Source organism: Halomonas sp. Mc5H-6 (genome assembly GCF_024124705.1).
GTDB lineage: Bacteria > Pseudomonadota > Gammaproteobacteria > Pseudomonadales > Halomonadaceae > Vreelandella > Vreelandella subterranea.
This window is the reverse complement of sequence record NZ_JAMXSI010000003.1, coordinates 345017-369392: the sequence shown is the minus strand read 5'-3', so window position 1 is coordinate 369392 and position 24376 is coordinate 345017. Positions and strand designations below refer to the sequence as shown.

Sequence of the window (24376 nt, the reverse complement as noted above, 5' to 3'; positions counted from 1 at the left end):
AGCCCTAGCCGACGCTGGGGCTTTTTCCATTTGAAATGGAGGAAGTGAATAGCCGGAATTGCGGCCTTTTCCCGCATTTAGATGTGAGCCTGAGTCACTTCTAGGCGTGGTCAACCTGGCCTACCCAGGCCGCCGTATTGGCGTTCCCGGCGATGCCCGACAATGAGGTAACGCTATTGGGCTAGGTATCAAGGCGATTGAGAGAGATAGCGTTTTGTGCGTTTCGCCCGCCTTAAAAAAGACTTGGGATTGCAGCCGCCCTTTTTGCGCAACAGCCAAGGCAACAAAACGCAACGTCAAAAAAGCCGGTTCACAACAGTTTTCGGATTGCTGCTTGCAGTTACCAGAGTGGTTATAGATACCAAAACCGCAAAAGAAAAGGGCCTACGCATTAACGTAAGCCCTTGAAATCATTGGCGCGCCCGGCAGGATTCGAACCTGCGACCCTCGGCTTCGGAGGCCGATACTCTATCCAACTGAGCTACGGGCGCTTAGGGGGCGTATCCTACCCGCGCGGGCGGGCTGTGTCCAGCCGCGGGAGCGCTTAGCCGCTTAAGTCAATTGACCCTTTTCAGTTCCTTGGTGCATCCTTAACGGGCATCTCTGAACCTAAAGAATCGGGAACACAATAAATGAAAACATTTGCACGTAGCACGCTGGCACTGGGTATCCCACTGGCGCTGGTGGGAGCCGCTAATGCCTCCGTTGACGATATGGACCCCGTTACCCTGCGCCTGGCGCATGTGGTCAACGAGCAGGATGGCTTCCACATCGCCGCCACCAAGTTTGAAGAGCTTGTTGAAGAGCGCACCGACGGCAAGGTGGATATCGAGATCTACCCCAACGCCTCGCTGGGCGATGAGCGCACGCTGCTGGAAGGCATGCAGATCGGCACCGTGGATATGGGCGTAATCACCAACGGGCCGGTGGCCAACTTTGTCGAGGAAATGGCGGTGTTTGAACTGCCGTTCCTGTTCCCCTCCCCCGAGGCGGCTTATGAAGTGCTCGATGGCCCCATCGGCCAGGAGCTGCTGGACAAGCTCTCCGAGGTCAATCTGAAGGGCCTTGCCTACGCCGAGCGTGGTTTCCGCAACCTGACCAATAGCGAACGCCCGGTCAACGCACCGGAAGATATCGATGGTCTGCGCATTCGCGTGATGGAAAACCCGGTGTACACCGATACCTTCCGCGCCCTGGGCGCCAACGCCATTCCCATGGCCTGGACCGAAGCACTGACGGCCATGCAGCAGGGCACCATCGACGGTCAGGAAAACCCGGTCAATGTGATCCACTCGTTCAACCTGGACGAAACCCAGAACTACATGACCCTATCCCGGCACACCTACGCGCCGGCGATTTTTGTCATGGGGTCTTCCGTGTGGAACCAGCTCCCCGAAGACGCGCAGGTAATTCTGGAGGAAGCCGCTCAGGAAGCGGCCGAGCATGAACGCCAGGTCAATGCCGAGATGGAAGCCGAGCAGCTGGCCGAGCTGCGCGAGGCAGGCATGGAAATCAATGACTCGCCGGATATCGAGGCCTTCCAGAAAGCCGTGCAGCCGGTATATGACGAATACGCCGAGCAGTTTGGTGACTATCTACCGCGCATTCGGGAGGCATTGGAATAAGTGACCCAACGCGCCCGCGCGCTGATCGCGGGGCTGCGCCGTGTTGAGCACGGGCTGGATGCCATCATCCAGCCCGTGGTGTTTATGGCCATGGCGGCCCTGATTGGCGTTATCACGTTACAAATCATTTCCCGCGTACTGTTCACCGCCGTGGAGTGGACCGAAGAAGTCGCCCGCTTTCTGCTGGTGTGGCTGACGTTTCTTGCGGGCACCCTGGCCTTCCAGCGCGGCCGACATATCGCGGTCACCTTTGCCGTCGATGCCCTGCCTGCTCGGCTGCGACAGTTGGCGCGGTTGCTGGCCACATTGGTGGTGGTGGCGTTTCTGATTGCCCTGGCGGTGATTAGTGTGGAATACATGCAGGTACAGAGCTTCCAGAAATCGGCGGCGCTGCGCGTGCCGATGTCTTACGTATACGCCGTGGTGCCCTTCTGCGCCGCCGTGATGGCTTGGTACGCCCTGGTCGATGCCGTCGAACTGATATTCACCGGCGATACCCACGAACCCCGGGAGACGCCGTCATGACGATGCTCCTGTTCGGGCTGTTCTTTGCCTTGATGCTGCTCAACGTGCCCATCGCCTTTGCGATTGGCGCCAGCACGCTGTTTGCGCTTTATCAGGCGGGCGTGCCACTGATGGTGGTGCCCCAGCAGATGTTCCAGGGCATTAACTCCTTCGCCCTGGTGGCGATCCCGATGTTTATTCTCGCCGGAGATTTAATGGCCCAGGGCAAGGTAAGCGAAAAGCTGGTGAGCTTTGCCGATTCATTGGTGGGCTTCATGCGCGGCGGGCTGTCGCTCGTTTCGATCATGGCGGGGATGTTCTTTGCCGCCATTTCCGGCTCGGGGGCGGCCACCACCGCCGCCGTGGGTTCGAGCCTGGTGCCCGAGCTCAAGCGCAAGGGTTACGACCCCGCCTCCGCCGCCAGCTTGATCGCCGCCAGCGGTACCATCGGCGTGGTAATTCCGCCATCGGTGCCGATGATCATCTACGCGGTCATCGCCCAGCAGTCGGTCTCCAAGCTGTTCTTGAACGGCTTTCTGCCGGGCCTGGCAATGGGTCTGGGGTTGATGGCGATTGCCATTACCCAGGCCTACCGGCGGCAGTACCCAAAAGGCACGCCGCTGTCGTGGCCGGTGATTCTGCGCACCTTCAAAGACGCCAGTTGGGGCCTGATGACGCCGGTGATTATCCTTGGCGGGATCTTCTCGGGCATCTTCACACCGTCTGAGGCGGCGGTGGTCGCGGTCAACTACGCCATTATGGTGTCGCTGTTTGTGTATCGCGATTTAACGATCCGCAATGTGTACCAACTGCTGATTCGCTCGGCGATGACCACCTCGGTGATCATGCTGGTGATTGCCATGTCGGCGGTGCTCAGTTGGACGCTGTCCAGTTGGCAGGTACCCGGGGCCATCGCCCAGTCGGTTCTGTCGCTGTCCACCGACCCGTACGTGATCATGCTGCTGATCGTCGCGGTCATTCTGCTCACGGGGGTGTTTATCGAAACCGCCAGCGCGTTGATCATTCTGACCCCTGTGCTGCTGCCGCTTGCGCTGCAGTTGGGCATCGACCCGATCCACTTTGGCCTGATTATCGTGGTGGGGCTGTCCATCGGCATGATTACCCCGCCGGTGGCCATCAATCTCTATGTGGCTTCCTCGGTGACGCAACTGCCGCTGGAGCGCATCACCCAGGCTATCGTGCCATATCTACTGGGGTTGATCGGCGTACTGCTATTGGTGGTTTACGTGCCGATGTGGCTTGGCTGGTCGGGCTGACGATCAGTCTTGATCACCTCGCGCGCAATGCGCAGACCATCTATTGCGGCAGGGAAGCCGCAATAGGGTACGCAATGAAGCAGTACTTCTCTGATCTGCTCCTCGCTGCATCCGTTATTCAGCGCCCCACGAAGGTGTGCCTTCAGTTCATGGGGCCGGTTTAACGCCACCAGCAATGCTACGTTGAGCAAGCTGCGTGTCTGACGCTCAAGGCCAGGGCGATTCCAGACGTCGTTCCAGCACTGCTTGGTGACCAGCTCCTGCATTGGCCAGCTGAAGTCATCCGCCTGCGCCAGGGCAGCGTCCACGTAATCATCGCCTAACACCTCACGCCGGGTGGCGAGCCCCTGCGGGTCCAGCGCTGCTTTCTCGGGTTGGGAAGTTTGGGGCATCATGCTTCTCCTTCCGCCAGGTTGCGCACCGGCTGGCCTTTGTCAAAAGCCACGACGTTGTCGAAGGCATCGCCAAAATAGAGCTCATAGCTGTCTTTTTCGACATAGCCCAGGTGCGGGGTCGCCACGACGTTAGCCAGCTCCAGCAACGGGTGCGCCCGCACCGGTTCGTCATCAAACACATCCACGGCGGCCATGCCCGGCCGCCCGGCGTTGAGGGCAGCTTCAAGCGCCCCGTCTTCCACCAGCGGGGCGCGACTGGTGTTCACCAGCAGCGCCGTGGGCTTCATGGCGGCGAGGTTTTCGGCGGTGACGATGCCGCGGGTTTCCGGGTTTAGCCGCAGGTGCAGGCTGAGCAAATCGCTGCGCGCGAAGAAGTCCGACTGGGAATCCGCCACCTCAAGCCCCGCAGCCGCGGCTCGCTCGCGGGTCGTCTCCCGCCCCCACACCAGCACTTTCATTTCGAATGCCTGGCCGTAACGCGCCACCAGCTGGCCAATCTTGCCGTAGCCAAAAATACCCAGCGTACGGCCTTTCAAGCCGGTCCCCAGCGTCCGCTGCCAGCGCCCGGCCTTGAGATTATTCACCTCGTCAGGGATATGCCGCATCGCCGCCAGCACCAGCCCCCATGTAAGCTCGGCGGCCGCATAGGGCGAGCCGGTACCCGCCAGCACGGTCACGCCGTGCTGGCGGCAGGCCGCCATATCGACATGAGCCGCTCCACCGCCGGTCTGGCTGATCAATTTGAGCTTGGGTAGCCGCGCCAGCAACGACGCGGTTATCGGCGTGCGTTCACGAATCAGCACCAGGGCCTCGGCGTCTTGAAAGCGTGCCACCAGCTGGTCTTCATCGGCCACCGTATCGTTATAGACCGTGACCTGGTGGCCTGCCAGCTTGGCAAAGGCATCCAGCGTGCGGACACAATCCTGATAATCATCGGGAATCACTACCTTCATGAGCGCGTTTCCTTGGGAGGTTCAGAAGCAAGCGGGGTAGCGCCTTTAGGCGTATGGGTCGCAAAACGCTGCCACGCAAAGATACCGACTATAACGGCAATCCCGACGACATCGGTGATGGCTTGCCCATTGATCAGCATCAGGGCGGCGAACAGCAGTAATCCACGTTCTAACCAGGAACATGGGCGCGCAAAATAGCCGATGGTCGATGCCGCCAGGGCGATAATGCCCAGCACCCCGGATGCCACGGCCATGCCAATATCCAGCTTCGTGCCCTGGCCCAGAAGCGGCGGGTGGTAAATGAACATGAAGGGAATCAGGAAGCCACCCAGCGAAATTTTGGTGGCCGTCAGTGCCGTACGGAACCAGTACGAACCCGCAATCGCGCCACCGATATAAGCCGCCAGCGCGACAGGCGGCGTCACGCCTGAAAGAATCGCGAAATAAAGGATAAAAAGGTGTGCCGATAGGCTTGGCAGCCCCGCTTCGACAAAGGCCGCCGCGACCACCGATGCCGCCAGCATATAAGCGGCGACCGTGGGCAGGCCCATCCCCAGAATAATGGCCACCACCATCGCCAGCAAAAGCGTGATCAGCACATCACCACCGCTCACCATGACGATCAGCGAGGACACCTTGAGCCCCAGCCCCGTCAGGCTGATCACCGCGGCAATCAGCGCGACACTGCCGATAATGACGGCAATCATGGCCGCCGTCATCGCCCCGGCTTCGAGGGCCGCCGGCAGGGATTTTACCCGCTCCCATAGCGTTCCCTGACTGCGTGGCGATACCAGATACAGCACCATCGCCGTGAAGTACGCTGCCACCGCGGCGGTTGTCGGTGTATAGCGCAATATCAGCATGGTAATCAGCACGATCAGCGGCAGCAGTAAGGTTTCTACGTTGAAAAACCCTTCGCGCAAGCTTGGCCGCTGGTCTTTGGGAATCGGGTCCAGCCCTAGGCGCTTGGCTTCAAAATGCACGCTCATCCAGATAGCTAGGTAAAAAAGCAGCGCCGGTATCAGGGCAGCACTGATAATATCCAGGTAGCTGGTCGATATTACATCGGCCATGACGAACGCAGCCGCGCCCATGATGGGCGGCAGAATCTGTCCGCCGGTCGATGCCGACGCTTCAGTCGCCGCGGCAAAACGCGGGCTATAGCCGCTTTTCTTCATCAACGGAATGGTAAATACCCCGGTGGTGGCCACGTTAGCCGCCGTGCTACCGCTGATGCTGCCAAACATGGCACTACACAAGGTAGCCGCTTTGGCGGGCCCGCCTGCCATTCCGCCGGTCGCGGCGGTGGAAAGCCGCATGAACGTATCGCCGCCGCCGGTGGTCACCAACAGCGCACCAAACATGATGAAGATGACAATCACCGTGGAGGAGGTGCGCATCAGACTGCCAAAGATGCCAGTGGGACCGAGGTAGAAAGTCGCCACCAGATCGTCCCAGCGAAAGCCGCCGTGGCCCCACACGCCGGGCAAGTGTTGCCCAAAGGCTGCATACGCCAGGGCGATCAGCACCAGGATCGGGAAGGCCAGGCCGATAGCGCGGCGACAGGCTTCCAGAAGCAGCAAGATCGCACTCACGCCCAGTATTAGATCCAGCGCGGTAGGCGTTAGATAGCCCAACTGATAGATGATGCGGTCGAAGTGATAAACGTAGTAACCGCTGATCACGACGCTCATGACAATCGGGACAAGATCAAACCAGGGGATCTTCTGGGCATCCCGTACCCGGCAATGGTAAGCCAGAAAAATCAGCGGCATTGCAAACAGCAGGTGAACGGCGTTTTGCGTATTCACCGGCCCGGTAACGGCCGTATAGAGGTGGAAAATCGCCATCGCAACGGCGGCTGTGCGCACCACCACAAACCAGAAGCCCGAGAGCTGTCGCTTGCCCGAATCCTCCTGATACTTTTCAACAACATTGGGATTCTTAGCGGTATCCATGGGGAACTCCCGCGCCGCCCGACCAAAGACGGTCGCGCAACGCGTCAGACTGATAGCTAACGCCCCCACCGGGATACCGGCGGGGGCTCAAGGGTGTGCTTACTGAGCTTCAGGCGGAATGATGTCTTCCGGAATGTCCAGACCCAACTCCTGGTAATAGCGCAGCGCCCCGGCATGTAGCGGGAAGGTGGCGGTATCCACCACGGTCTGTGGCTCAACGCTTGCCGCTGGCTTGAAAGAAGCCGCCACTTCGTCGTGGTTTTCCCAGTACGCCTTGGTCAGCTCATACACCGTATCGGCGTCAAGCTCGGTGCTTGCCGCCACGCCCATGTAGATCCCCAGTGACTGGGCTTCGCTCATCCCGGTATAGGTATCCGCCGGTACAATGGCAGGCGACAGGAAGGGCAACTCTTCAACCACGGTCTCTACCTGTTCGTCGGTCAGCGACAGCAGCTGTAGCGGGCGTGAGGAATGCACCTCGGTAAACAGCGGGATCGGTGGCACGCCGTTGTAGCTAAAGCCCACCAGGCGACCATCGGTAACGCCTTCCGCCGCATCGTTCACCCGCATGCGCTGGAAGTCCGGCTCGATATTCAGGATGCCAAACACCTGCTCGGTAATGTACTCACCGCCCCCACCAATGCTGCTGGGGTTAAAGCGTTCGCCGTTCAGGTCTTCAAAGGTTTCGATATCGCTATCCTGGCGAACTGCCCAGTGCATGGTGGACGGCGCAATCCAGTAAACGAGCCGCACATCCGGGTTGGGTGTATCCTCGAAACGGCCGACGCCGTTATAGAGCTCATACCCCACCAGGGCTTCGGTGAACGCCAGGTCAAGCTCGCCGTTATTCAGTCGAATGGCGTTTTCGCGGGTGCCGCCCGTTTCACGTACGGTAATTTCGTAATCTGAATTGGCGCTTATCACGCGCGCGCCTTCCGAGATACCGAAAAACCATCCGGTGCCGGTGGGCACAGCGCCCATGTTAAGCGCGGTCTGCGCCTGAACAGTGCCGGTTGTAAGCGCACCGGCGACCAACAAGGAAGCAGGCAGTAGGTGGCGTAGTTTTATTGCAGTCATTGTTATTTCCTCTCAGCGTCGGGAAGCATGTTGTGCTGTTGTTTGCTGTGGGAGGCCAAGGTCGCGCCCCTCCCGAAAACTCACCAAGCAGGGGAAGATCGCTTGATGGTTGCTAGAGTGATAGCGCTAAAGGTGGGTGGCTGTATATTGGTGATTGATGAACCTGCCTTCTCCAAACGCGAAAGCTGAACAAGGAAAGCGCATGCCGCCTGACTTGGCGGGCCGCCAGTCAACGCACCGCGGCGGCATTCACCAAATGGTCGACCAGCACCCGGGCGGCCATGGAGAGCTTGTCCAAATCTTTCACGTAGATACTCAGCCGACGCCGCGCCCAGCTGTCGCGAATCGCCAACACCTTGACGTTGAGGCCATCGACGTACTGACGAATGGCACCGCGGGGCAATACGCCGATCCCCAGGCCCTCCTGTACCATCAGGCATAGCGCGTCGTAGCTGGTCACTTGTATGCGGATACGCAGTGTCTTGTTGACCATGCTGGCGGCGCGCATGATCTCCAGATTGATGGCGCTCGCGGTATGCAGCCCCACATGGGGGTAGTCCAGGCACTCGCGAAAATCGATCTGCTCCCGCTCGGCAAGCGGATGCTGCTTGGGCACCACCAGCACGAGATCATCAACGTGGTAGGGAAACTCGATGAGGTCGTAGCCATGCAGCAGTTGGGCACACACTCCGATATCCGCATTGTTGTTCATGACTTCGCGGGTAATGACGGGGCTCACCTTTTCTTCCAACTGCACGCCAATATCCGGGTGCTGCTCGAAAAAAGCGCGCATTTCGTTGGGCAGGTACTGGGTAATCGCTGACATGTTGGCGAACACCCGCACCATGCCGCGCTGACCACTGGCGTAGTCGCGCATCTGCAGGTCGAGATCTTCCAGATTATGCAGCACGCCACGGGATAGGTTCAGCAGTGCACTTCCGGCGGGCGTCAGCACGATGCCTCGGTTGTTGCGCTTTAGCAGTGGCGTGTTGAAGTAGGCTTCCAGCTCGCTAAGCCGCTTGCTGACGGCCGAGGTCGCCATGAAGGAAGCATCGGCAGCGCCGCTGATGGTGCCCATTTCAGCCACGCGTACGAACAGCCTGAGTGAGGTCGGGTCGAGTTTCATGGCAGTTCTCGCGCCTCAGGGCGCTTGATCAAGGCGAAGCGCATACCCTTCTCCTGTGTTGTGATGTTCATGCAGGTTAGCGCTTTGCACATGCGTTTAACACTCATGTGCTTAACACTCATCAGTTTAATACTACAGAGGCTGTTCGGGGGTATGGGGCGCTAAGAGGTGGTCGACCAAGTGGCGGGCCACCAGCGGCAGAGTGGCGTAATGGCGCATTCCCACCACCAGCTCGCGCTTGGCCCACTCGTCGGCCAAGGGGATCATGCATAACTTTAAATCTTTCAAATCGCGATACAGCGTCTGCCGGGGCAGGACACCAACGCCCATGCCGTAGTGAATCATGCGGCAAATCGCATCGAAGCTGCGTACCTGGATTCGCATGCGCAGGGTTCTTCCCGCCTGGCTGGCCTGCTCATGCAGCAGCGACTGCAGCGACGTGTCCTGCTGCAAGCCCACAAAGTCGTATTCGGCGGCCTGGTGCAAATGCAGCTGCCGATGGACAGCCAGCGGATGATCCTGCGGGGTCACCAGCACCAGTTGATCGCGCCGATAGGGCATTACCTCCAGCTCATCCGCCGCCACATGGCTGGCAAAAATGCCGATATCGGCCACGCCATCGCGTACGGCGGTAATCGCTTCACTGCTGGTCCGTTCCTGCAGGTCGATCTTGATCTGGGGGTAGGTCAGGGCGAAGGCACTTAGATCCTGGGGAAGAAAGGCGATGATCGCCGAGGTGTTGGAATGTATCCGCACATGACCGCGCACGCCTTCGCCATATTCGCTCAGCTCGGCCTGCATTCGCGCCACGTCTTCGAGAATGCGCCGGGCATGGTGTAAAAACGCCCGGCCTGCCGGGGTGAGCTCAACCCCCCGGGGGCGGCGATATAAGAGATCGGTGCCCACCAGCGCTTCCAGGTCGCTCACGCGCTTGCTGACCGCGGCCACGGCAAGGTGCTCGCGCTCAGCGGCGGCGGTGAGTCGCCCCTCATCGGCAATGGCGACAAACAGTTTCAAGGTGACAAAATCAAATCTCTGCATCGCGCTGACCGCCTTGCTATTGGAGTAAAAGAACGCCCTTCGCCATCTTAGGCTTCGTCCATGACGAACACCTAGTTCCTGATTGCCTAATTGTTCTAACGCGCCAGCTCGCCGATGCTGGTGGGTAAACAAACTGACAAAAGCTGCATGAACAGGGTTATCAGGAGCTTATATTATGACCACCCGCCAGCTTCCCCTCGATGGGCTTAAAGTCGTAGAGCTTGGCCAGCTGATTGCGGGCCCCTTTGCCACCAAACTTCTCGGCGAATTCGGCGCTGACGTGATCAAGATCGAGCCCCCCGGCACTGGCGACCCCCTTCGCAAATGGCGGATTCTCGAAGAAGGCACCTCGCTTTGGTGGCATGTGCAAAGCCGTACCAAGCGCTCGGTAACCCTCGACCTGCGCACTGAAGAGGGCCAGGAGATGGTGCGCCGCCTGGCGACAGAGGCGGATGTCATCGTCGAAAACTTCCGCCCCGGCACGCTAGAGGGCTGGGGGCTTGGCTATGAAGACCTAGCGGCGCATAACCCCAGGTTGATCATGGTGCGCGTTTCCGGCTTCGGCCAAACCGGTCCTTACCGTAACAAGCCAGGGTTTGGGGTCATCGGCGAGGCGATGGGCGGGTTGCGCTACCTCACCGGCCAGCCGGATGAACCCTCGGTAAGGGTCGGCGTCAGCATCGGCGATTCGTTATCCGCACTATACGCCGTGATAGGCACGCTGCTTGCCCTTCAGGAGCGACAGCGCAGCGGCCTGGGGCAGGAAATTGACGTCGCGCTCTACGAGTCCGTCTTTGCCATGATGGAAAGCCTGCTGCCCGAATACGATGCCACCGGTCATGTGCGCGAGCCCAGCGGTAGCGCACTGCCTGGCATCACGCCCTCGAACGCTTACCGTACCCAGCAGGGCGACTATGTGCTCATCGCAGGCAACGGGGACAGCATCTTCAAGCGTCTTATGCATGTCATCGGCCGCGACGACCTCGCGCAGAATCCTGCCATGGCGCATAACGATGGCCGTTCCCAACATGCCCAGGAAATCGATGCTGCTATCGAGGCCTGGACCCAGACCCAGGAGCGTGACGAGATACTGCGCCTCCTGGAGGAGGCCCGGGTCCCCGCAGGCTACCCCTATACCGCTGCGGATATTGCCAGCGACCCGCACTACCTGGCCCGCGAAATGATTCAGACCGTGACGCGTGCCGACGGTCGTTCGCTCAAGGTACCGGGTGTCCTGCCCAAACTGAGCGCCACGCCCGGCAGGCTTGGGCAAGGTGGCCCGTCGCTGGGTGCCCACACCGATGAAGTGCTTGACGAGTTGGGCATCGATACCGAAACCCGTGAAAAACTGCGCCATGCAGGCATTATCTAACCTTGGGAGGGCAGGATGGAGACGCTACAAATCAACGAAGTCGCTCCTCGGGATGGCTTTCAGAGCGAATCGCGTTTTATACCCACCGACCAAAAGGTGGCGTTGATTGATGCCCTGACCGCCACCGGCATTGCGCGCATCGAGGCCACCTCCTTTGTGTCGCCCAAGGCGATTCCTAACCTGCGTGATGCCGCCGAGGTCGTCAGCGCCATCCAACGTCGTAAGGGCGTCGACGTCACCGTGCTGGTACCTAACCTGAAAGGTGCCGAGCGTGCGCTTGCCTGCGGTGTCGACGAGATCAACCTGGTGATGTCGGCAAGCGATGCCCACGGCCGCGCCAATTTGCGCATGACGCCCGACGAATCACTCCAGCAGTTTGCCAACATCATCGACACCTTCAGGGACAGCGGCGTGTTTATCAACGCCTCGCTGTCGACGGCCTTTGGCTGCCCGTTCGAGGGCAAGGTGCCCGAAGCCCGGGTATTCGACCTCATCGAACAACAGCTGGCGCTGGGCGTAGAGGGGGTCACGCTCTGCGATACCACAGGTGTTGCCAACCCGCTTCAGGTAAGCAAGCTATGTACCCAGGTACTGGAACGCTTCCCTGACGTACCGTTTACGCTGCATTTTCATAATACCCGGGGCATGGGCCTTGCCAACGCATTGGCCGCCTGGCAGGTCGGCATTACCCGCTTCGATGCCTCGCTGGGAGGGCTGGGCGGCTGTCCCTTTGCCCCCGGCGCCACGGGCAATGTGTGCACCGAAGACCTGGTGCACATGTTTGAGCAGATGGGAGTGAACACGGGCGTCAACCTGCCCGCGCTGCTTGAGGCCTCTGCCACCCTCCCCGACTTGATCGGCCACGACACGCCAGGACAGGTAGGGAAGGCAGGCAGCGCCGATCGTCGTCATCCTCTACCTGCCCAGGCGTAAAACAACCCCCACCGACGGTGAATAACAATGACTCAGTCCGTGACATCCGCCCAACCCTTGAACCTTTCCCAGCAGTTAATCCAGCGCCATCTCGTCAGCGGCGAGATGATCCCGGGCAGTGAAATCGCTCTGGAGATCAACCAGGCACTGCTTCAGGACGTGTTGGGCACACTGGTGATGCTGGAACTCGAAGCCATGGGCCTGGACCGCGTCCACACCCAGCCCAGCGTGCAGTATATCGACCACGGCCTGGTACAAGCGGACAACCTGAACGCGGAAACCTACCTGTTTCTAAAAAGTGCCTGCGAGCGTTTCGGCGTGTGGTACTCGGGCCCCGGCAATGGCATCAGCCACCCGGTGCATATGGAAAACTTCGGCGTGCCCGGTCAGTCGATCGTCGGCTGCGACAGCCATACCACGGCGGCAGGGGCGCTGGGTATGCTGGCCATTGGCGCAGGCGGTATTGAAGTCGCCATGGCCATGGCGGGGGAGCCGCTGTATATCACCATGCCCAAGATCTGGGGCATCAAGCTTGAAGGCCAACTCCCCGACTGGGTCTCCGCCAAGGACATCGTTCTCGAACTGCTACGCCGACACGGCGTTGCCGGTGGCAAGAACACGATGATCGAATATTACGGCCCCGGGCTTGCCCACCTTTCCGCCATGGACCGCCATGTATTGGCCAACATGGGCACCGAAATGGGCGCGACGGCCACGGTCTTCCCCAGTGACGAAGAAACCCGTCGTTTTCTGGCGGCTCGGGGACGGGAGAGTGACTGGCAGCCACTGGCCGCGGAGCCCGGCTGTCGCTATGAACTCAACGATCAACTGGACCTCACGACCCTCGAACCCATGATCGCGCTGCCTTCCAGCCCGGATAAGGTCGTCACCGTTCGCGAAGCGGCAGGCCAGCCCCTCCATCAGGCCTATATCGGCTCTTCAGGCAATCCGGGCTATCGCGATTTTGCGGTGGTGGCGGAAATCGTCCGCGACCGACAGGTGGCCGACGGCGTCTCCCTGGACATCAACCCGTCTTCTCGCCAGGTGCTCACCACGCTGATTCAGCAGGGCTATCTGGCTGACCTCGTTGCCAGTGGGGCGCGACTCCATCAGGCAGGTTGCAACGGCTGTATCGGCATGGGCCAGGCCCCAGCCGTGGGGCTCAACAGCCTGCGTACGGTACCGCGTAATTTCCCGGGGCGCTCGGGCACCCGTGAAGACAGCGTTTTCCTATGCAGCCCGGAAACGGCAGCGGCCTCGGCACTGGCCGGGGTCATTACCGACCCACGAACCCTTTCCATGGCGTATCCGCGTATTAGCGAGCCGGACAAGATTGTCATTAACCGTGCGCTGTTTAACGCGCCGCTGCCTGTTGAAGAAGCCCGCCTCAAACCCCTGCAAAAAACGGACAATACACCGGCGTTACCGGCGTTAAGCCCCCTCCCCGATACGCTGGAAGTGCCCGTGCTGCTGGTCGTCGGCGACAACATTTCAACCGATGACATCATGCCTGCCGGTCAGCGGGTACTGCCTTACTGGAGCAGCATCTATGCGTCGGCCCCTTTCACGTTTGAAGCGGTCGATGACACCTATGCGACGCGCGCTGACACAACCCGCACTCAAGGCGGTCATGCGATTGTCGGCGGTGTTAACTACGGCCAAGGGTCAAGTCGCGAGAATGCCGCCCTGGTACCCCGCTACCTGGGCTTGCAGGTGGTGGTTGCCAAGAGTTTTGCCCGTATTCATTGGCAGAACCTGATTTGTTTTGGTGCCTTACCGCTCACGTTTTGCCACCCCGAAGATAGCGAGCGCTTGGGTCAGGGAGACACTATTGTGATCAAGGATCTTTACAACCAACTCGCCAAAGACGATGACCTGATCGCCGAGATCCCCGGCAAGGGGACAATGACCCTGCACCATGGGCTGACGGACCGCCAGAAAACGTTGATTGCGCAAGGTGGGGTCATTAATCATTTGCGTGAGCGTAATGCTCAACAAGCGACGTTGACCAGCGGCTAACCAACGCCCGGCAGATAACCATCGAAAAGGGTTTGTCCAGTGACAGGCCCATGATCAACCAGTACCCCCTTATAAAAAGCTGCCGATCTCGATCACGCTGCCACATTGGCTGGGGTTATAGCCGGGCAGACACTGCACCGCTTCCTGGAAGGAAGCGCTGCGCAACACCTGCAAAAAGTCGGTAAATTGCGACTCTTTCAGGGAACGATGATGACACGCCAGCAAGTAGTCTTCTGTGGCCAACGGCACAAAATCAAGCCCAAACCGCTGCGCGGCCGCCTCGACACCAAACCCTACATCCGCCATTCCCGCCGCCACATAGGCCGCAACCGCCGAGTGAGTGTACTCCTCAATCTCGTAACCGCTCACATTGGCGGCTGAAATACTGGCCTCGGCCAGCAGGCTGTCCAGCAGTTCCCGGGTTCCCGACGACGCCTGGCGGTTGATAAACGTCACAGGCCTGTCGGCCAGTGCGGCAACGCTATCAATGCCCATCGGGTTCCCCGGCGCCACCATTAGCCCCTGCTGGCGGGCGATAAATCCTATCAGCCGATGAGAGCGGGGCTTTAGTAGTCGGCGGTATTTACGCCGTGCCTTTTCACCGACAGCTCCCCTGGGCAGGTGGCAGCCCGCCAGATCACAGCGGTCTTGGTTCAGGGCTGCAAGCGCTTCCAGCGAGCTGCAGTACTGCAGGTAAAGCGGTAGCTCGCCCAGATGCTGCGGCAGCAGCTCTATCGCAAACCCGTGGCTGGCGTGAAGGCGCAGGACGGGGTGCACGCCTTCCTGATGCTGCTGAATGGCAAGATTCAGCTCTGAGCTCAGGCTATCAAGCTGCGGGCTTAGCCGAGCGGTGGCGCGTTGTTCGGCCCACAGCAGCTTCTCACCCAGCGGCGACAACCGCGCCCCTCGCCCACGCGCCATTTCCACCAAGGTGACACCAAAAAACTCCCCGCCCTGGCGCAGTAAATTCCACGCATGGCGATAGGAAATACCCGCTTCCTCGGCGGCATGGGTCAACTTGCCGTGGCGATGAACCGCCCCAAGCAGGCGCAAAAGATTGGTATCGAGACGGTGCCCCTCTTCATCGCTAAAGCACCAGGTGGGCGTTACCTTGATTCGTTTCATAGGCACACTATTTCATATTTTTCAGTCGATAACTTGATGCTAGCTTTGTCTTAACCGGGATGCACGTCTTTTTAAATATGAAAAGACGTGCATATCTAAAAGATAATAAACAGTCGTGAGGAGGGCATCATGAACCATTCCCAGGAGTGGGCACCGCAGGCAATTCAGGCCGAGGTCGACGCTCTGAAGCACAAGCCCGGCGCCCTACTGCCGATCCTCCACGCCCTTCAGGATCGCATCGGCTTCATTCCCGAGGCAGCAGTGCCGATCATCGCCGATGCCCTCCACCAGACACGTGCCGAAGTGCATGGTGTCATAAGCTTCTACCACCACTTTCGCACCACGCCGCCGGGGCGCCACGTGGTACAGATCTGCCGCGCCGAGGCGTGTCAGTCGGTAGGCGCGCGCCAGCTCGAAGCCCACGCCAAGGCACGTTTGGGGGTCGACTACCACCAGACCACGCCGGATCGCGAAATCACCCTCGAAGCCGTTTACTGCCTGGGCAACTGCGCCTGCGGCCCGTCGATCCGCGTGGACGACAGCATACGCGGCCGCGTTACCCCGGACGCCTTCGATGAATTAATGGATGAGCTACAAACCCGGCCGCTGGAGATGATGGGATGAGCATTCGCGTTTTTGTTCCCCGCGATACCACCGCACTTTCACTGGGTGCCGATATGGTCGCCAGCCGACTGATAAGAGAGGCCGCCGCACGCGGTCAGTCAATCACCCTGGTACGCAACGGCTCCCGCGGCCTTGCCTGGCTTGAGCCGCTGGTGGAAGTTGAGACCCCCATCGGGCGGTTCGCCTACGGCCCGGTAACGCCGGGCGACGTAGCGGCACTGGTCGACGCCGGGCTGCTCGAAGGTAGCGTCAGCCACCCCCTGGCACTGGGCCCCACGGAAGAGATTGACTACCTCGCACGGCAGCAGCGCCTGACTTTCGCGCGTATCGGTATTACCGACCCGCTGTCGATTGACGACTATCGCGCCCACAGCGGTTTTTGCGGCCTGGAGGCAGCGCTGCAACGCGAGCCCCAGGACATCGTCGAGGAAGTCAAAGCCTCCGGCCTGCGCGGGCGCGGCGGGGCGGCCTTCCCCACCGGCATCAAATGGCAGACCGTGCTCGACACGCCCGCCGACCAGAAATACATCGTCTGCAATGCCGACGAGGGCGACTCCGGCACCTTCGCCGACCGGCTGGCCATGGAGTGCGACCCCTACATGCTGATCGAAGGCATGACTATCGCCGGGCTCGCAGTGGGCGCCACCCAAGGCTATATCTACCTGCGTTCGGAGTACCCGCTGGCGAAAGAGATCCTCGACGAGGCCATTGCCCGTGCCGAGACCGCCGGTTATCTCGGCGGAGACCTTCTTGGCAGCGGCCATACATTCCACCTGGAAGTGCGTCTCGGTGCCGGTGCCTATATCTGTGGTGAAGAAACTTCGCTACTCGAAAGCCTCGAAGGCAAGCGCGGCCTGGTGCGTTTCAAGCCGCCGCTGCCCGCCATTGAGGGGCTGTTTGGCCGTCCTACGGTGGTCAACAATGTGCTCTCGCTAGCCGCCGTACCGTTCATTCTGGCCGAAGGCGCCGAGGCCTACGCCAATCACGGCATGGGCCGCTCGCGGGGCACCCTGGCACTGCAGCTGGCGGGCAACGTCAAGCGCGGTGGTCTGGTGGAGCTGGCCTTTGGCACCACCCTGCGCACACTGATGGAGGAGTTTGGCGGCGGCACCCTCACCGGCAAGCCCTTGCGCGCTGTCCAGGTGGGCGGGCCGCTGTGCGCCTACCTGCCCGAAAGCCAGTGGGACATGCCGCTGGATTACGAAACCTTCGCCGAGGTGGGCGCAGGCGTGGGTCACGGCGGCGTGGTGATGTTCGACGACAGCGTCGATATGGCCGAGCAGGCGCGCTTTTCGATGGAGTTCTGCAAGGTGGAGTCCTGCGGCAAGTGTACGCCCTGCCGGATCGGTTCGACCCGGGGCGTGGAGGTGATTGACCGCATCCGCGCCAACGACAATCGCGAAGCTAACCTCATTCTACTCCACGACCTCTGCGAAACGATGGTGGATGGCTCGCTCTGCGCCATGGGCGGCATGACCCCCTTCCCGGTGCAAAGCGCGCTGAAGCACTTCCCCGACGACTTCCAGCAGGCGGCGAACGGAGACAGATCATGATCGAACATTTTGACCCCAAGCAACATGCCAAACAGGTCGAGCACAGCAAAGACCTCGGCACGCCCTTCCCGGCTCAAGCCGTTGGCACTGCCTCGGTGAGCCTTGATATCGACGGCGTGACGATCAGCGTGCCGGAAGGCACGTCGGTGTTGCGCGCGGCGGCGCTGGCGGATATCAACATTCCCAAACTGTGCGCCACCGACAGCCTGGAGCCCTTCGGTTCCTGTCGGCTGTGCGCGGTGCAGGTGGAGGGGCGCCGGGGCTTTCCCGCCTCCTGCACCACGCCGGTGGTGGAAGGCATGAAGGTAACCACCCAGAACGAGCGGCTCGCCAAGCTGCGCCGCAACGTAATGGAGCTGTACATCTCCGACCACCCGCTGGACTGTTTGACCTGCCCGGCCAACGGCGACTGCGAGCTGCAGGACATGGCGGGTAGCGTCGGCCTACGTGAAGTGCGCTACGGCTTTACGGGCGAGAATCATCTGGAGGCGGTCAAGGACGAGTCCAACCCCTACTTCACCTTCGATCCCAGCAAGTGCATCGTCTGCTCGCGCTGCGTGCGCGCCTGCGACGAAGTGCAGGGCACCTTCGCGCTAACCATCGATGGCCGCGGGTTCGAATCCAAAGTATCAGCAGGCCAGAACGACGCCTTCATGGACTCGGACTGCGTCTCCTGCGGGGCCTGCGTGCAGGCCTGCCCCACGGCCACGCTGATGGAGAAGAGCGTGATCGACCACGGCGTGCCGGACCATAGCGTGGTCACTACCTGCGCCTACTGCGGCGTGGGCTGCTCGTTTGAAGCCCAGATGAAGGGCGACCAGCTGGTGCGCATGGTGCCCTACAAGGGCGGCGACGCTAACCACGGCCACTCCTGCGTGAAGGGGCGCTTTGCCTTCGGCTACGCCACCCACCCGGATCGCCTGACCACGCCGATGATTCGCGACAGCATCGACCAGCCCTGGCGGGAAGTCAGTTGGGAAGAGGCGATCACCTTTGCCGCCAACCGCCTGAAAGCGATTCAGGCCGAGCACGGCCGCGAGAGCATCGGCGGGATTACTTCCTCGCGCTGCACCAACGAAGAGACCTACCTGGTGCAGAAGCTGATCCGCGCGGCGTTTGGCAACAACAACACCGACACCTGCGCGCGGGTCTGCCACTCGCCCACCGGCTACGGGCTGAAGACCACGCTGGGCGAGTCGGCGGGTACCCAGACGTTTGATTCAGTGATGAAGTCGGACGCGATCATCGTGATCGGCGCCAACCCCACCGACGCCCACCCGGTGTTCGGCTCGATGATGGGCAAGCGCCTGCGCCAGGGGGCGAAGCTGATCGTCGCCGACCCGCGCCGCATCGACCTTTTAAAGACCCCGCACATGAGCGAGGCCCAGCACCTGCCGCTGCGCCCGGGCACTAACGTGGCGCTGGTCAACGCGCTGGGCCACGTGGTGGTGACCGAAGGCTTCGAGGATAAGGAATTCATCGCCAAGCGCTGCGACACCGAGGCATACCATGCCTGGCGCGACTTTATCAGCGAGGCACGCCATTCCCCGGAGGCCAGCGAATCGGTTACCGGCGTACCCGCCGAGGCGGTGCGTCAGGCCGCCCGCACCTACGCCATGGCGGGCAACGGCGCCATCTACTACGGGCTGGGGGTGACCGAGCACAGCCAGGGCTCCACCATGGTGATGGGCATTGCCAACCTGGCCCTGGCCACCGGCAATATTGGCCGCGAGGGCGTAGGCGTGAACCCGCTGCGCGGCCAGAACAATGTCCAGGGCTCCTGCGACATGGGCTCCTTTCCCCACGAGCTGCCGGGCTACCAGCACGTGGCCGACCCGACTGCCCGCGGCCGCTTTGAATCCGTGTGGGGCGTGAAGCTGGACGAGGAGCCGGGACTGCGCATTCCCAATATGTTCGATGCCGCCATCGAAGGCACTTTCAAGGCGCTTTATGTGCAGGGCGAAGATATCGCCCAGTCCGACCCCAACACCCAGCACGTCGAGGCGGCGCTCACGTCGCTGGACTGCCTGATCGTGCAGGATATTTTCCTCAACGAAACGGCCAAGTTCGCCCACGTACTTCTGCCGGGTTCCAGCTTCCTGGAGAAGAACGGCACCTTCACCAACGCCGAGCGGCGCATCAACCGGGTACGCAAGGTGACGCCTCCGGTGGCAGGCAAGGAAGACTGGCAAGTCACCCAGGATCTGGCCAATGCACTGGGTTACCCGATGCACTATACCCATCCCTCCGAGATCATGGACGAGATCGCCCAGTTGACGCCTAGCTTTGCGGGCGTCAGCTACGCCAAGCTGGAAGAACGCGGTAGCCTGCAGTGGCCCTGCAACGCCGAGTACCCGCTGGGCATGCCGACCATGCACGAGGTTGAATTCCCCATTGGCCTGGGGCGCTTTGCGATTACCGAGTACGTGGCCACTGAAGAGCGCGCTAACCGCCGCTTCCCGCTCCTGCTCACCACCGGGCGGATTCTCAGCCAGTACAACGTGGGCGCCCAGACCCGGCGTACTGACAACCAGCGCTGGCACGATGAAGATGTGTTGGAACTGCACCCATCAGATGCGGAACTGCGCGGCGTGCGTGACGGCGACTGGCTGGGCATCACCAGTCGCTCGGGCCAGACAGTACTGCGCGCGCGGCTCAGCGAGCGCATGCAGCCAGGAGTGGTCTACACCACCTTCCACCACCCTGGCAGCGGCGCCAACGTCATCACCACGGACAACTCGGACTGGGCCACCAACTGCCCGGAGTACAAGGTCACGGCGGTGCAGGTGGAAAAAGTCAGCCAACCCTCCGCCTGGCAGCAGCGGTTTAGCACGTTCGACCTGATCCAGCGTGACCACCTGGCCAACGCTCACCAGGAGGCGCCATGAGCACCCACTACACATCCGATGCGGTAGCGCGCCAGCCGGTGGAGGTGCGCCGTGGCGCTAACGGCTGGTACACCGATACTCAGGAGGATCTACTGGCCCTGGAAAGGCCGGTAGCCATGGTCTACAACGGCATCTCCCATGCAGTGATGATGGCAAGTCCCGCTGACCTTGAGGATTTTGCCCTCGGCTTCAGCCTTTCCGAAGGAATCCTGGCAAATGCCGATGAGTGCTACGACTTCGATATCCACGAAGCGCCCCAAGGCCTCACCGTTCACCTCACCATTGCCAGCCAACGGATGGCTGAGCTCAAACAGCGGCGGCGCAGCCTGACAGGACGCACCGGATGCGGCCTGTGCGGCACAGAAGCTCTGGAGCAGGCCATTCGTCCGATCCCCTCTGTCGTGGCGCCCTCACTTAGCGATGCCGCCATTCAGCGCTCGCTGCAGGAACTGACCGCCCACCAGCCGCTGCAGTCAGCCACTGGCGCAAGCCACGGTGCCGCCTGGTGCGATGCCCAGGGGCACATCCAACGGCTGCGCGAGGATGTTGGTCGCCATAACGCGCTGGACAAATTGATTGGTGCCCTTGCCCGCGAGGCCCTTCCCCTCGGCGAGGGGTTCGCACTGGTCACCAGCCGTGCCAGCTACGAGATGGTGCACAAATGTGCCAGTGCCGGTATTGGCGCCCTGGTGGCGGTTTCGGCGGCCACGGCGCTCGCGGTGGAGCAGGCCCAGACAGCGGGGCTGCTGCTGGCAGGCTTTGCGCGGCCCGGCCGCCACCTGATTTACCATCGCCCCACGTCGGTGGCGATGGCCCATGGCTAAGGAGGCACGCAATGGCGTCGCACCAAGAGACTCACCTGATTCACATGACCAACCAGATCGCCGCTAACCTGGGCGGCGGTCGCGATGAAGAAACGGCCGCCGCGGCCACCTGCCGCCACTTGGAGACCTTCTGGGCACGCTCTATGAAGCATCGCCTGGTCGCCACACTGGAGCGCGAGGATACCGCGCTTTCACCACTGGCAAAGCGAGCCGTCACCTTGCTGGCGGAAAGACTGCCCAAGCGGCATACCGGATAAACATCACCGGCGTTAACGCAACGGGGCTTGCCATCTGGCAAGCCCCGTTTTTATACCCATCGTTCATCAGTGCTGATATCACCAGCACTGATCATCAGCGTTAGAACTCTTCCCACTCATCTGCGGTATGCTTCGCCGGTGAGGGCTGTGATGAGGCGTGGGATGAAAGCGCAGGACGCTTCATGCCGCTATCGCTGCCACGCTGCTGAGACGCCGGAGAGGCTAGTGCCTGATGCTGGGGCTCATCTTCGCCGAGCACAAAGGAATTGATCAGCTCGCTCAGGTGCTCCGCATGGCGACGCATATCCGCAGCGGCAGTGGTCGACTGTTGCACCATGGTGGCGTTTTGCTGGGTCATGGTGTCCATTTCGGCCACCGCGGTGTTGATCTGGCTGATACCGCTGCTCTGCTCTTTCGCCCCGGCGCTGATCTCGCCAATGACATCGGTCACCTTGGCCACGCTCTCGACGATTTCGCGCATGGTGGCACCCGCATCACGCACCAGCTCGGCACCGGAATGGGTGTGCTGCACCGAGGCATCAATGAGCGCGCGTATTTCCTTGGAGGCATCGCTGGAACGGCTCGCCAAGGTTCTAACTTCCTGCGCCACCACGGCAAACCCTCGGCCGTGCTCGCCCGCTCGAGCCGCTTCCACCGAAGCGTTGAGCGCCAGAATGTTGGTCTGGAAGGCAATGGAATCGATCATGGTAATGATATCGCTGATACGGCTGGCCGACTCATTGATATCCTGCATGGTGCGTTCCACCTGCTCCATAGACTGCTCGCCCTTGTGGGCAACTTCTGCGGTGGACTGCACCAGCTTATTGGCCTGCTGGGCGCTGTCGGCGCTGTGATTGACCGTCGAGGTAATCTCTTCCATGGAGGAGGAGGTTTCCTGAAGGTTGGCCGCCGCCTGTTCGGTCCGCGTCGACAGCTCTTCGCTGCTGCGGGATATCTCCCCGGCGGAATCGTAGACGCTGGAGGTACTGTGGCGAACGTCGCGCAGGGTGTCCTGCATACGCTCGACAAAGGCGTTGAACTGCATGGACAGCTCGCCGATCTCGTCGTTGCTTTCCACCGCGAGGCGGCGGGTCAGGTCACCCCGCCCCTGGGCGATATCGTGCATGGCGGCAGAGGTGCGCTTGATCGGCCCGACGGTACGCCGAACAAAAACATATGCGACCAGCGCCACCACAATAAACAGCACCAGCCCCAGCAGCGCGGCAAAGATGATGCCTTGGCGCAAATCGGCCGCCGTGGTGGCCTCCAGTTCGGCCATGGCCTCGTCAACATCGGTCACGTACACACCCGCACCGATTAACCAGTCCCATTTTTCAAGGCGGTCAACGTAAGAGTGCTTGGGTTGAAACTCGTCGGTACCTGGGTATTCCCACACATAGCTATAGAACCCGCCGCCACTCTGGGCAACGTCGATGATCTCGCGAATAAGATAGGTGCCATCGGGCGTTTGTGCGTCGATCATGTTGGTACCTTCGCGCTCCGGCGCGGGTGCCGTCACGATATTGTTACCGTCATAGTCGTAGATGAATATGTAGTTGTTATCTTCGAAGCGCATGGAGCGCACAATTTCGGCGACCTGCTGCTTGGCTTCCTCATCGTTGACACCGGCGTCTTCATAAATCGGTTCAATGGCAGTCTTCGCCATTTGCACAACGTCGCGCACTGCCCTGCGCCGTTCTTCAATTAATTGTTCGCGCTGCTGGGCGAGGGAGTCCTGAGCATCCTGTGTTGTGCTATAGGCTTTAAACCCGACCAGCGCGACCGTGACCAGTAACAAGGGAAGCAAGACAAGCATCAGGACTTTGGTTTGCAAACCAAAGGCCCGGCGAGCGGGAGATGTAGAGGTTGTCATTGTGAGCAAATTCCAGCATTTGTGAGTTAGAGGATATTAGAATTATCATTACCCCCTTTATCGACAAACGTTATTTAAACTTTAATTTTTCAGGACCGTCTTAGGCTTTTTGGCTTATCCAGCACGAAATCAGGGGATTCATAACATACGTTAAGGTGATGGGAAGCCTTGGAGTCCACAGTGAAGGTGTGGTGGCCAGGGATGGCCCGTTTTAAGGCTTGATGCCACCCACCTTTGTTCAGTCGCCTCGACCCTTCAACCGCCTGGTCGGGGCGACTTTTTTATTATGCCCGCCCCAGGTTAGCCCGCGATGGCCGTGCGCCGCTCATCCAGCATCCCTTTATCGAGAATGAAGCGGATGATTTCTTCGAGCCCTACGCCGTCATACAGATTGGTGAAAACAAAGGGCCGCTCGCCGCGCATCTTTTTCGAGTCGCGCTCCATCACCTCCAGCGAGGCATGCACCTGCTCGGCGATGTCGATCTTGTTGATAATCAGCAGGTCGGATTTAGTAATGCCCGGGCCACCTTTACGCGGAATCTTGTCCCCAGCGGACACGTCGATCACGTAGAGCGTGAGATCCGAAAGCTCGGGGCTGAAGGTCGCCGACAGGTTATCGCCGCCGGATTCCACCATCACCAGCTCCAGCTTGGGATGGCGTTCCTGCAGCTCGTCAATGGCCGCTAGGTTCATGGAGGCATCTTCGCGGATCGCCGTGTGCGGGCAGCCGCCGGTTTCCACGCCCAGAATACGATCGGCCGGCAGCGCATCGTGCTTGAGCAGAAAGTCGGCGTCTTCGCGAGTGTAGATATCGTTGGTCACCACGGCGATATCGTAGTGGTCGCGCAGCGCCAGGCAGAGCTGCTTCAACAGCGCGGTTTTGCCCGAGCCAACCGGGCCACCCACGCCAACGCGTAAACAGTGAGTCATCGTTCTCTCCTTATTAACCTTA

Annotated in this window: 20 protein-coding genes and 1 tRNA gene; 11 read left to right on the top strand and 10 right to left on the bottom strand. The window is 60.6% G+C overall.

All coding sequences use genetic code 11. The features are described 5' to 3' along the window. Positions 1-414: 414 nt before the first annotated feature. Positions 415-491 (bottom strand) — tRNA-Arg (locus tag NH395_RS07445). A gap of 141 nt (positions 492-632) precedes the next feature. Between NH395_RS07445 and NH395_RS07440 the strand changes: the two genes are divergently transcribed. Genes NH395_RS07440 through NH395_RS07430 form a run of 3 tightly spaced genes read left to right on the top strand, consistent with a single transcriptional unit; the run spans position 633 to position 3406 of the window. Then, the gene (locus NH395_RS07440) at positions 633-1625 is read left to right on the top strand and encodes a TRAP transporter substrate-binding protein (RefSeq protein ID WP_253023644.1); all 993 of its coding nucleotides are present in this window, start codon (positions 633-635) and stop codon (positions 1623-1625) included. Then, positions 1626-2150: a TRAP transporter small permease gene (locus tag NH395_RS07435; RefSeq protein WP_253023642.1), complete on the top strand. Its 525-nt coding sequence runs from the start codon at positions 1626-1628 to the stop codon at positions 2148-2150. Continuing rightward, the gene (locus NH395_RS07430; protein WP_253023640.1) at positions 2147-3406 is read left to right on the top strand and encodes a TRAP transporter large permease; all 1260 of its coding nucleotides are present in this window, start codon (positions 2147-2149) and stop codon (positions 3404-3406) included. The genes NH395_RS07435 and NH395_RS07430 overlap by 4 nt, the downstream gene beginning before the upstream one ends. Here the strand turns inward: NH395_RS07430 and NH395_RS07425 are convergent. The 6 genes from NH395_RS07425 to NH395_RS07400 form a co-directional block, all read right to left on the bottom strand. Beyond that, the gene (locus NH395_RS07425; protein WP_253023638.1) at positions 3373-3801 is read right to left on the bottom strand and encodes a carboxymuconolactone decarboxylase family protein; all 429 of its coding nucleotides are present in this window, start codon (positions 3799-3801) and stop codon (positions 3373-3375) included. The genes NH395_RS07430 and NH395_RS07425 overlap by 34 nt on opposite strands. Then, entirely contained in the window at positions 3798-4754 is a 957-nt protein-coding gene (locus tag NH395_RS07420; protein WP_253023636.1) for a D-2-hydroxyacid dehydrogenase family protein, read from the bottom strand. The genes NH395_RS07425 and NH395_RS07420 overlap by 4 nt, the downstream gene beginning before the upstream one ends. Next, complete coding sequence (locus tag NH395_RS07415; RefSeq protein ID WP_253023634.1) at positions 4751-6712, bottom strand: TRAP transporter fused permease subunit; 1962 nt, start codon at positions 6710-6712, stop codon at positions 4751-4753. Before NH395_RS07415 ends, NH395_RS07420 begins: the two co-directional genes overlap by 4 nt. A gap of 99 nt (positions 6713-6811) precedes the next feature. Continuing rightward, the gene (locus NH395_RS07410; protein ID WP_253023632.1) at positions 6812-7789 is read right to left on the bottom strand and encodes a TAXI family TRAP transporter solute-binding subunit; all 978 of its coding nucleotides are present in this window, start codon (positions 7787-7789) and stop codon (positions 6812-6814) included. A gap of 229 nt (positions 7790-8018) precedes the next feature. After that, positions 8019-8915: a LysR family transcriptional regulator gene (locus NH395_RS07405; protein WP_253023630.1), complete on the bottom strand. Its 897-nt coding sequence runs from the start codon at positions 8913-8915 to the stop codon at positions 8019-8021. A 132-nt stretch (positions 8916-9047) separates the two neighbouring features. After that, positions 9048-9956 carry a LysR family transcriptional regulator gene (locus NH395_RS07400; RefSeq protein WP_253023628.1) on the bottom strand — a complete coding sequence of 303 codons (909 nt, stop codon included), beginning with the start codon at positions 9954-9956 and terminating at the stop codon, positions 9048-9050. A 175-nt stretch (positions 9957-10131) separates the two neighbouring features. Between NH395_RS07400 and NH395_RS07395 the strand changes: the two genes are divergently transcribed. The 3 genes from NH395_RS07395 to NH395_RS07385 are packed head-to-tail and all read left to right on the top strand — an operon-like array spanning position 10132 to position 14280. Then, positions 10132-11328: a CoA transferase gene (locus tag NH395_RS07395; protein ID WP_253023626.1), complete on the top strand. Its 1197-nt coding sequence runs from the start codon at positions 10132-10134 to the stop codon at positions 11326-11328. Positions 11329-11343: 15 nt separating this feature from the next. Next, on the top strand, positions 11344-12261 hold the full coding sequence (locus NH395_RS07390; RefSeq protein WP_253023624.1) for a hydroxymethylglutaryl-CoA lyase: 918 nt from the start codon (positions 11344-11346) through the stop codon (positions 12259-12261). A 27-nt stretch (positions 12262-12288) separates the two neighbouring features. Continuing rightward, on the top strand, positions 12289-14280 hold the full coding sequence (locus NH395_RS07385) for an aconitate hydratase (protein WP_253023622.1): 1992 nt from the start codon (positions 12289-12291) through the stop codon (positions 14278-14280). A gap of 69 nt (positions 14281-14349) precedes the next feature. Here NH395_RS07385 and NH395_RS07380 read toward each other — a convergent pair whose 3' ends face one another. Then, positions 14350-15405, bottom strand: a complete 1056-nt coding sequence (locus NH395_RS07380; RefSeq protein ID WP_253023620.1) for a substrate-binding domain-containing protein — start codon at positions 15403-15405, stop codon at positions 14350-14352. Between the two features lie 129 nt (positions 15406-15534). Between NH395_RS07380 and NH395_RS07375 the strand changes: the two genes are divergently transcribed. The 5 genes from NH395_RS07375 to NH395_RS07355 are packed head-to-tail and all read left to right on the top strand — an operon-like array spanning position 15535 to position 21551. After that, a complete protein-coding gene (locus NH395_RS07375; protein WP_253023618.1) occupies positions 15535-16029 on the top strand; it encodes a formate dehydrogenase subunit gamma in 495 nt (164 codons plus the stop codon). Next, positions 16026-17582: a formate dehydrogenase beta subunit gene (locus NH395_RS07370; RefSeq protein WP_253023616.1), complete on the top strand. Its 1557-nt coding sequence runs from the start codon at positions 16026-16028 to the stop codon at positions 17580-17582. The genes NH395_RS07375 and NH395_RS07370 overlap by 4 nt, the downstream gene beginning before the upstream one ends. Next, positions 17579-20470, top strand: coding sequence for a formate dehydrogenase subunit alpha (gene fdhF / locus NH395_RS07365; protein ID WP_253023614.1), 2892 nt, complete (start codon positions 17579-17581; stop codon positions 20468-20470). The genes NH395_RS07370 and fdhF overlap by 4 nt, the downstream gene beginning before the upstream one ends. Beyond that, on the top strand, positions 20467-21294 hold the full coding sequence (gene fdhD / locus NH395_RS07360; protein ID WP_253023612.1) for a formate dehydrogenase accessory sulfurtransferase FdhD: 828 nt from the start codon (positions 20467-20469) through the stop codon (positions 21292-21294). Before fdhF ends, fdhD begins: the two co-directional genes overlap by 4 nt. An 11-nt stretch (positions 21295-21305) precedes the next feature. After that, the gene (locus NH395_RS07355) at positions 21306-21551 is read left to right on the top strand and encodes a formate dehydrogenase subunit delta (protein ID WP_253023610.1); all 246 of its coding nucleotides are present in this window, start codon (positions 21306-21308) and stop codon (positions 21549-21551) included. A 100-nt stretch (positions 21552-21651) separates the two neighbouring features. Here NH395_RS07355 and NH395_RS07350 read toward each other — a convergent pair whose 3' ends face one another. Continuing rightward, positions 21652-23424, bottom strand: a complete 1773-nt coding sequence (locus NH395_RS07350) for a methyl-accepting chemotaxis protein (RefSeq protein ID WP_253023608.1) — start codon at positions 23422-23424, stop codon at positions 21652-21654. Between the two features lie 300 nt (positions 23425-23724). Further along, positions 23725-24354 carry an urease accessory protein UreG gene (ureG, locus tag NH395_RS07345; RefSeq protein WP_066320893.1) on the bottom strand — a complete coding sequence of 210 codons (630 nt, stop codon included), beginning with the start codon at positions 24352-24354 and terminating at the stop codon, positions 23725-23727. Positions 24355-24376: the final 22 nt, after the last annotated feature.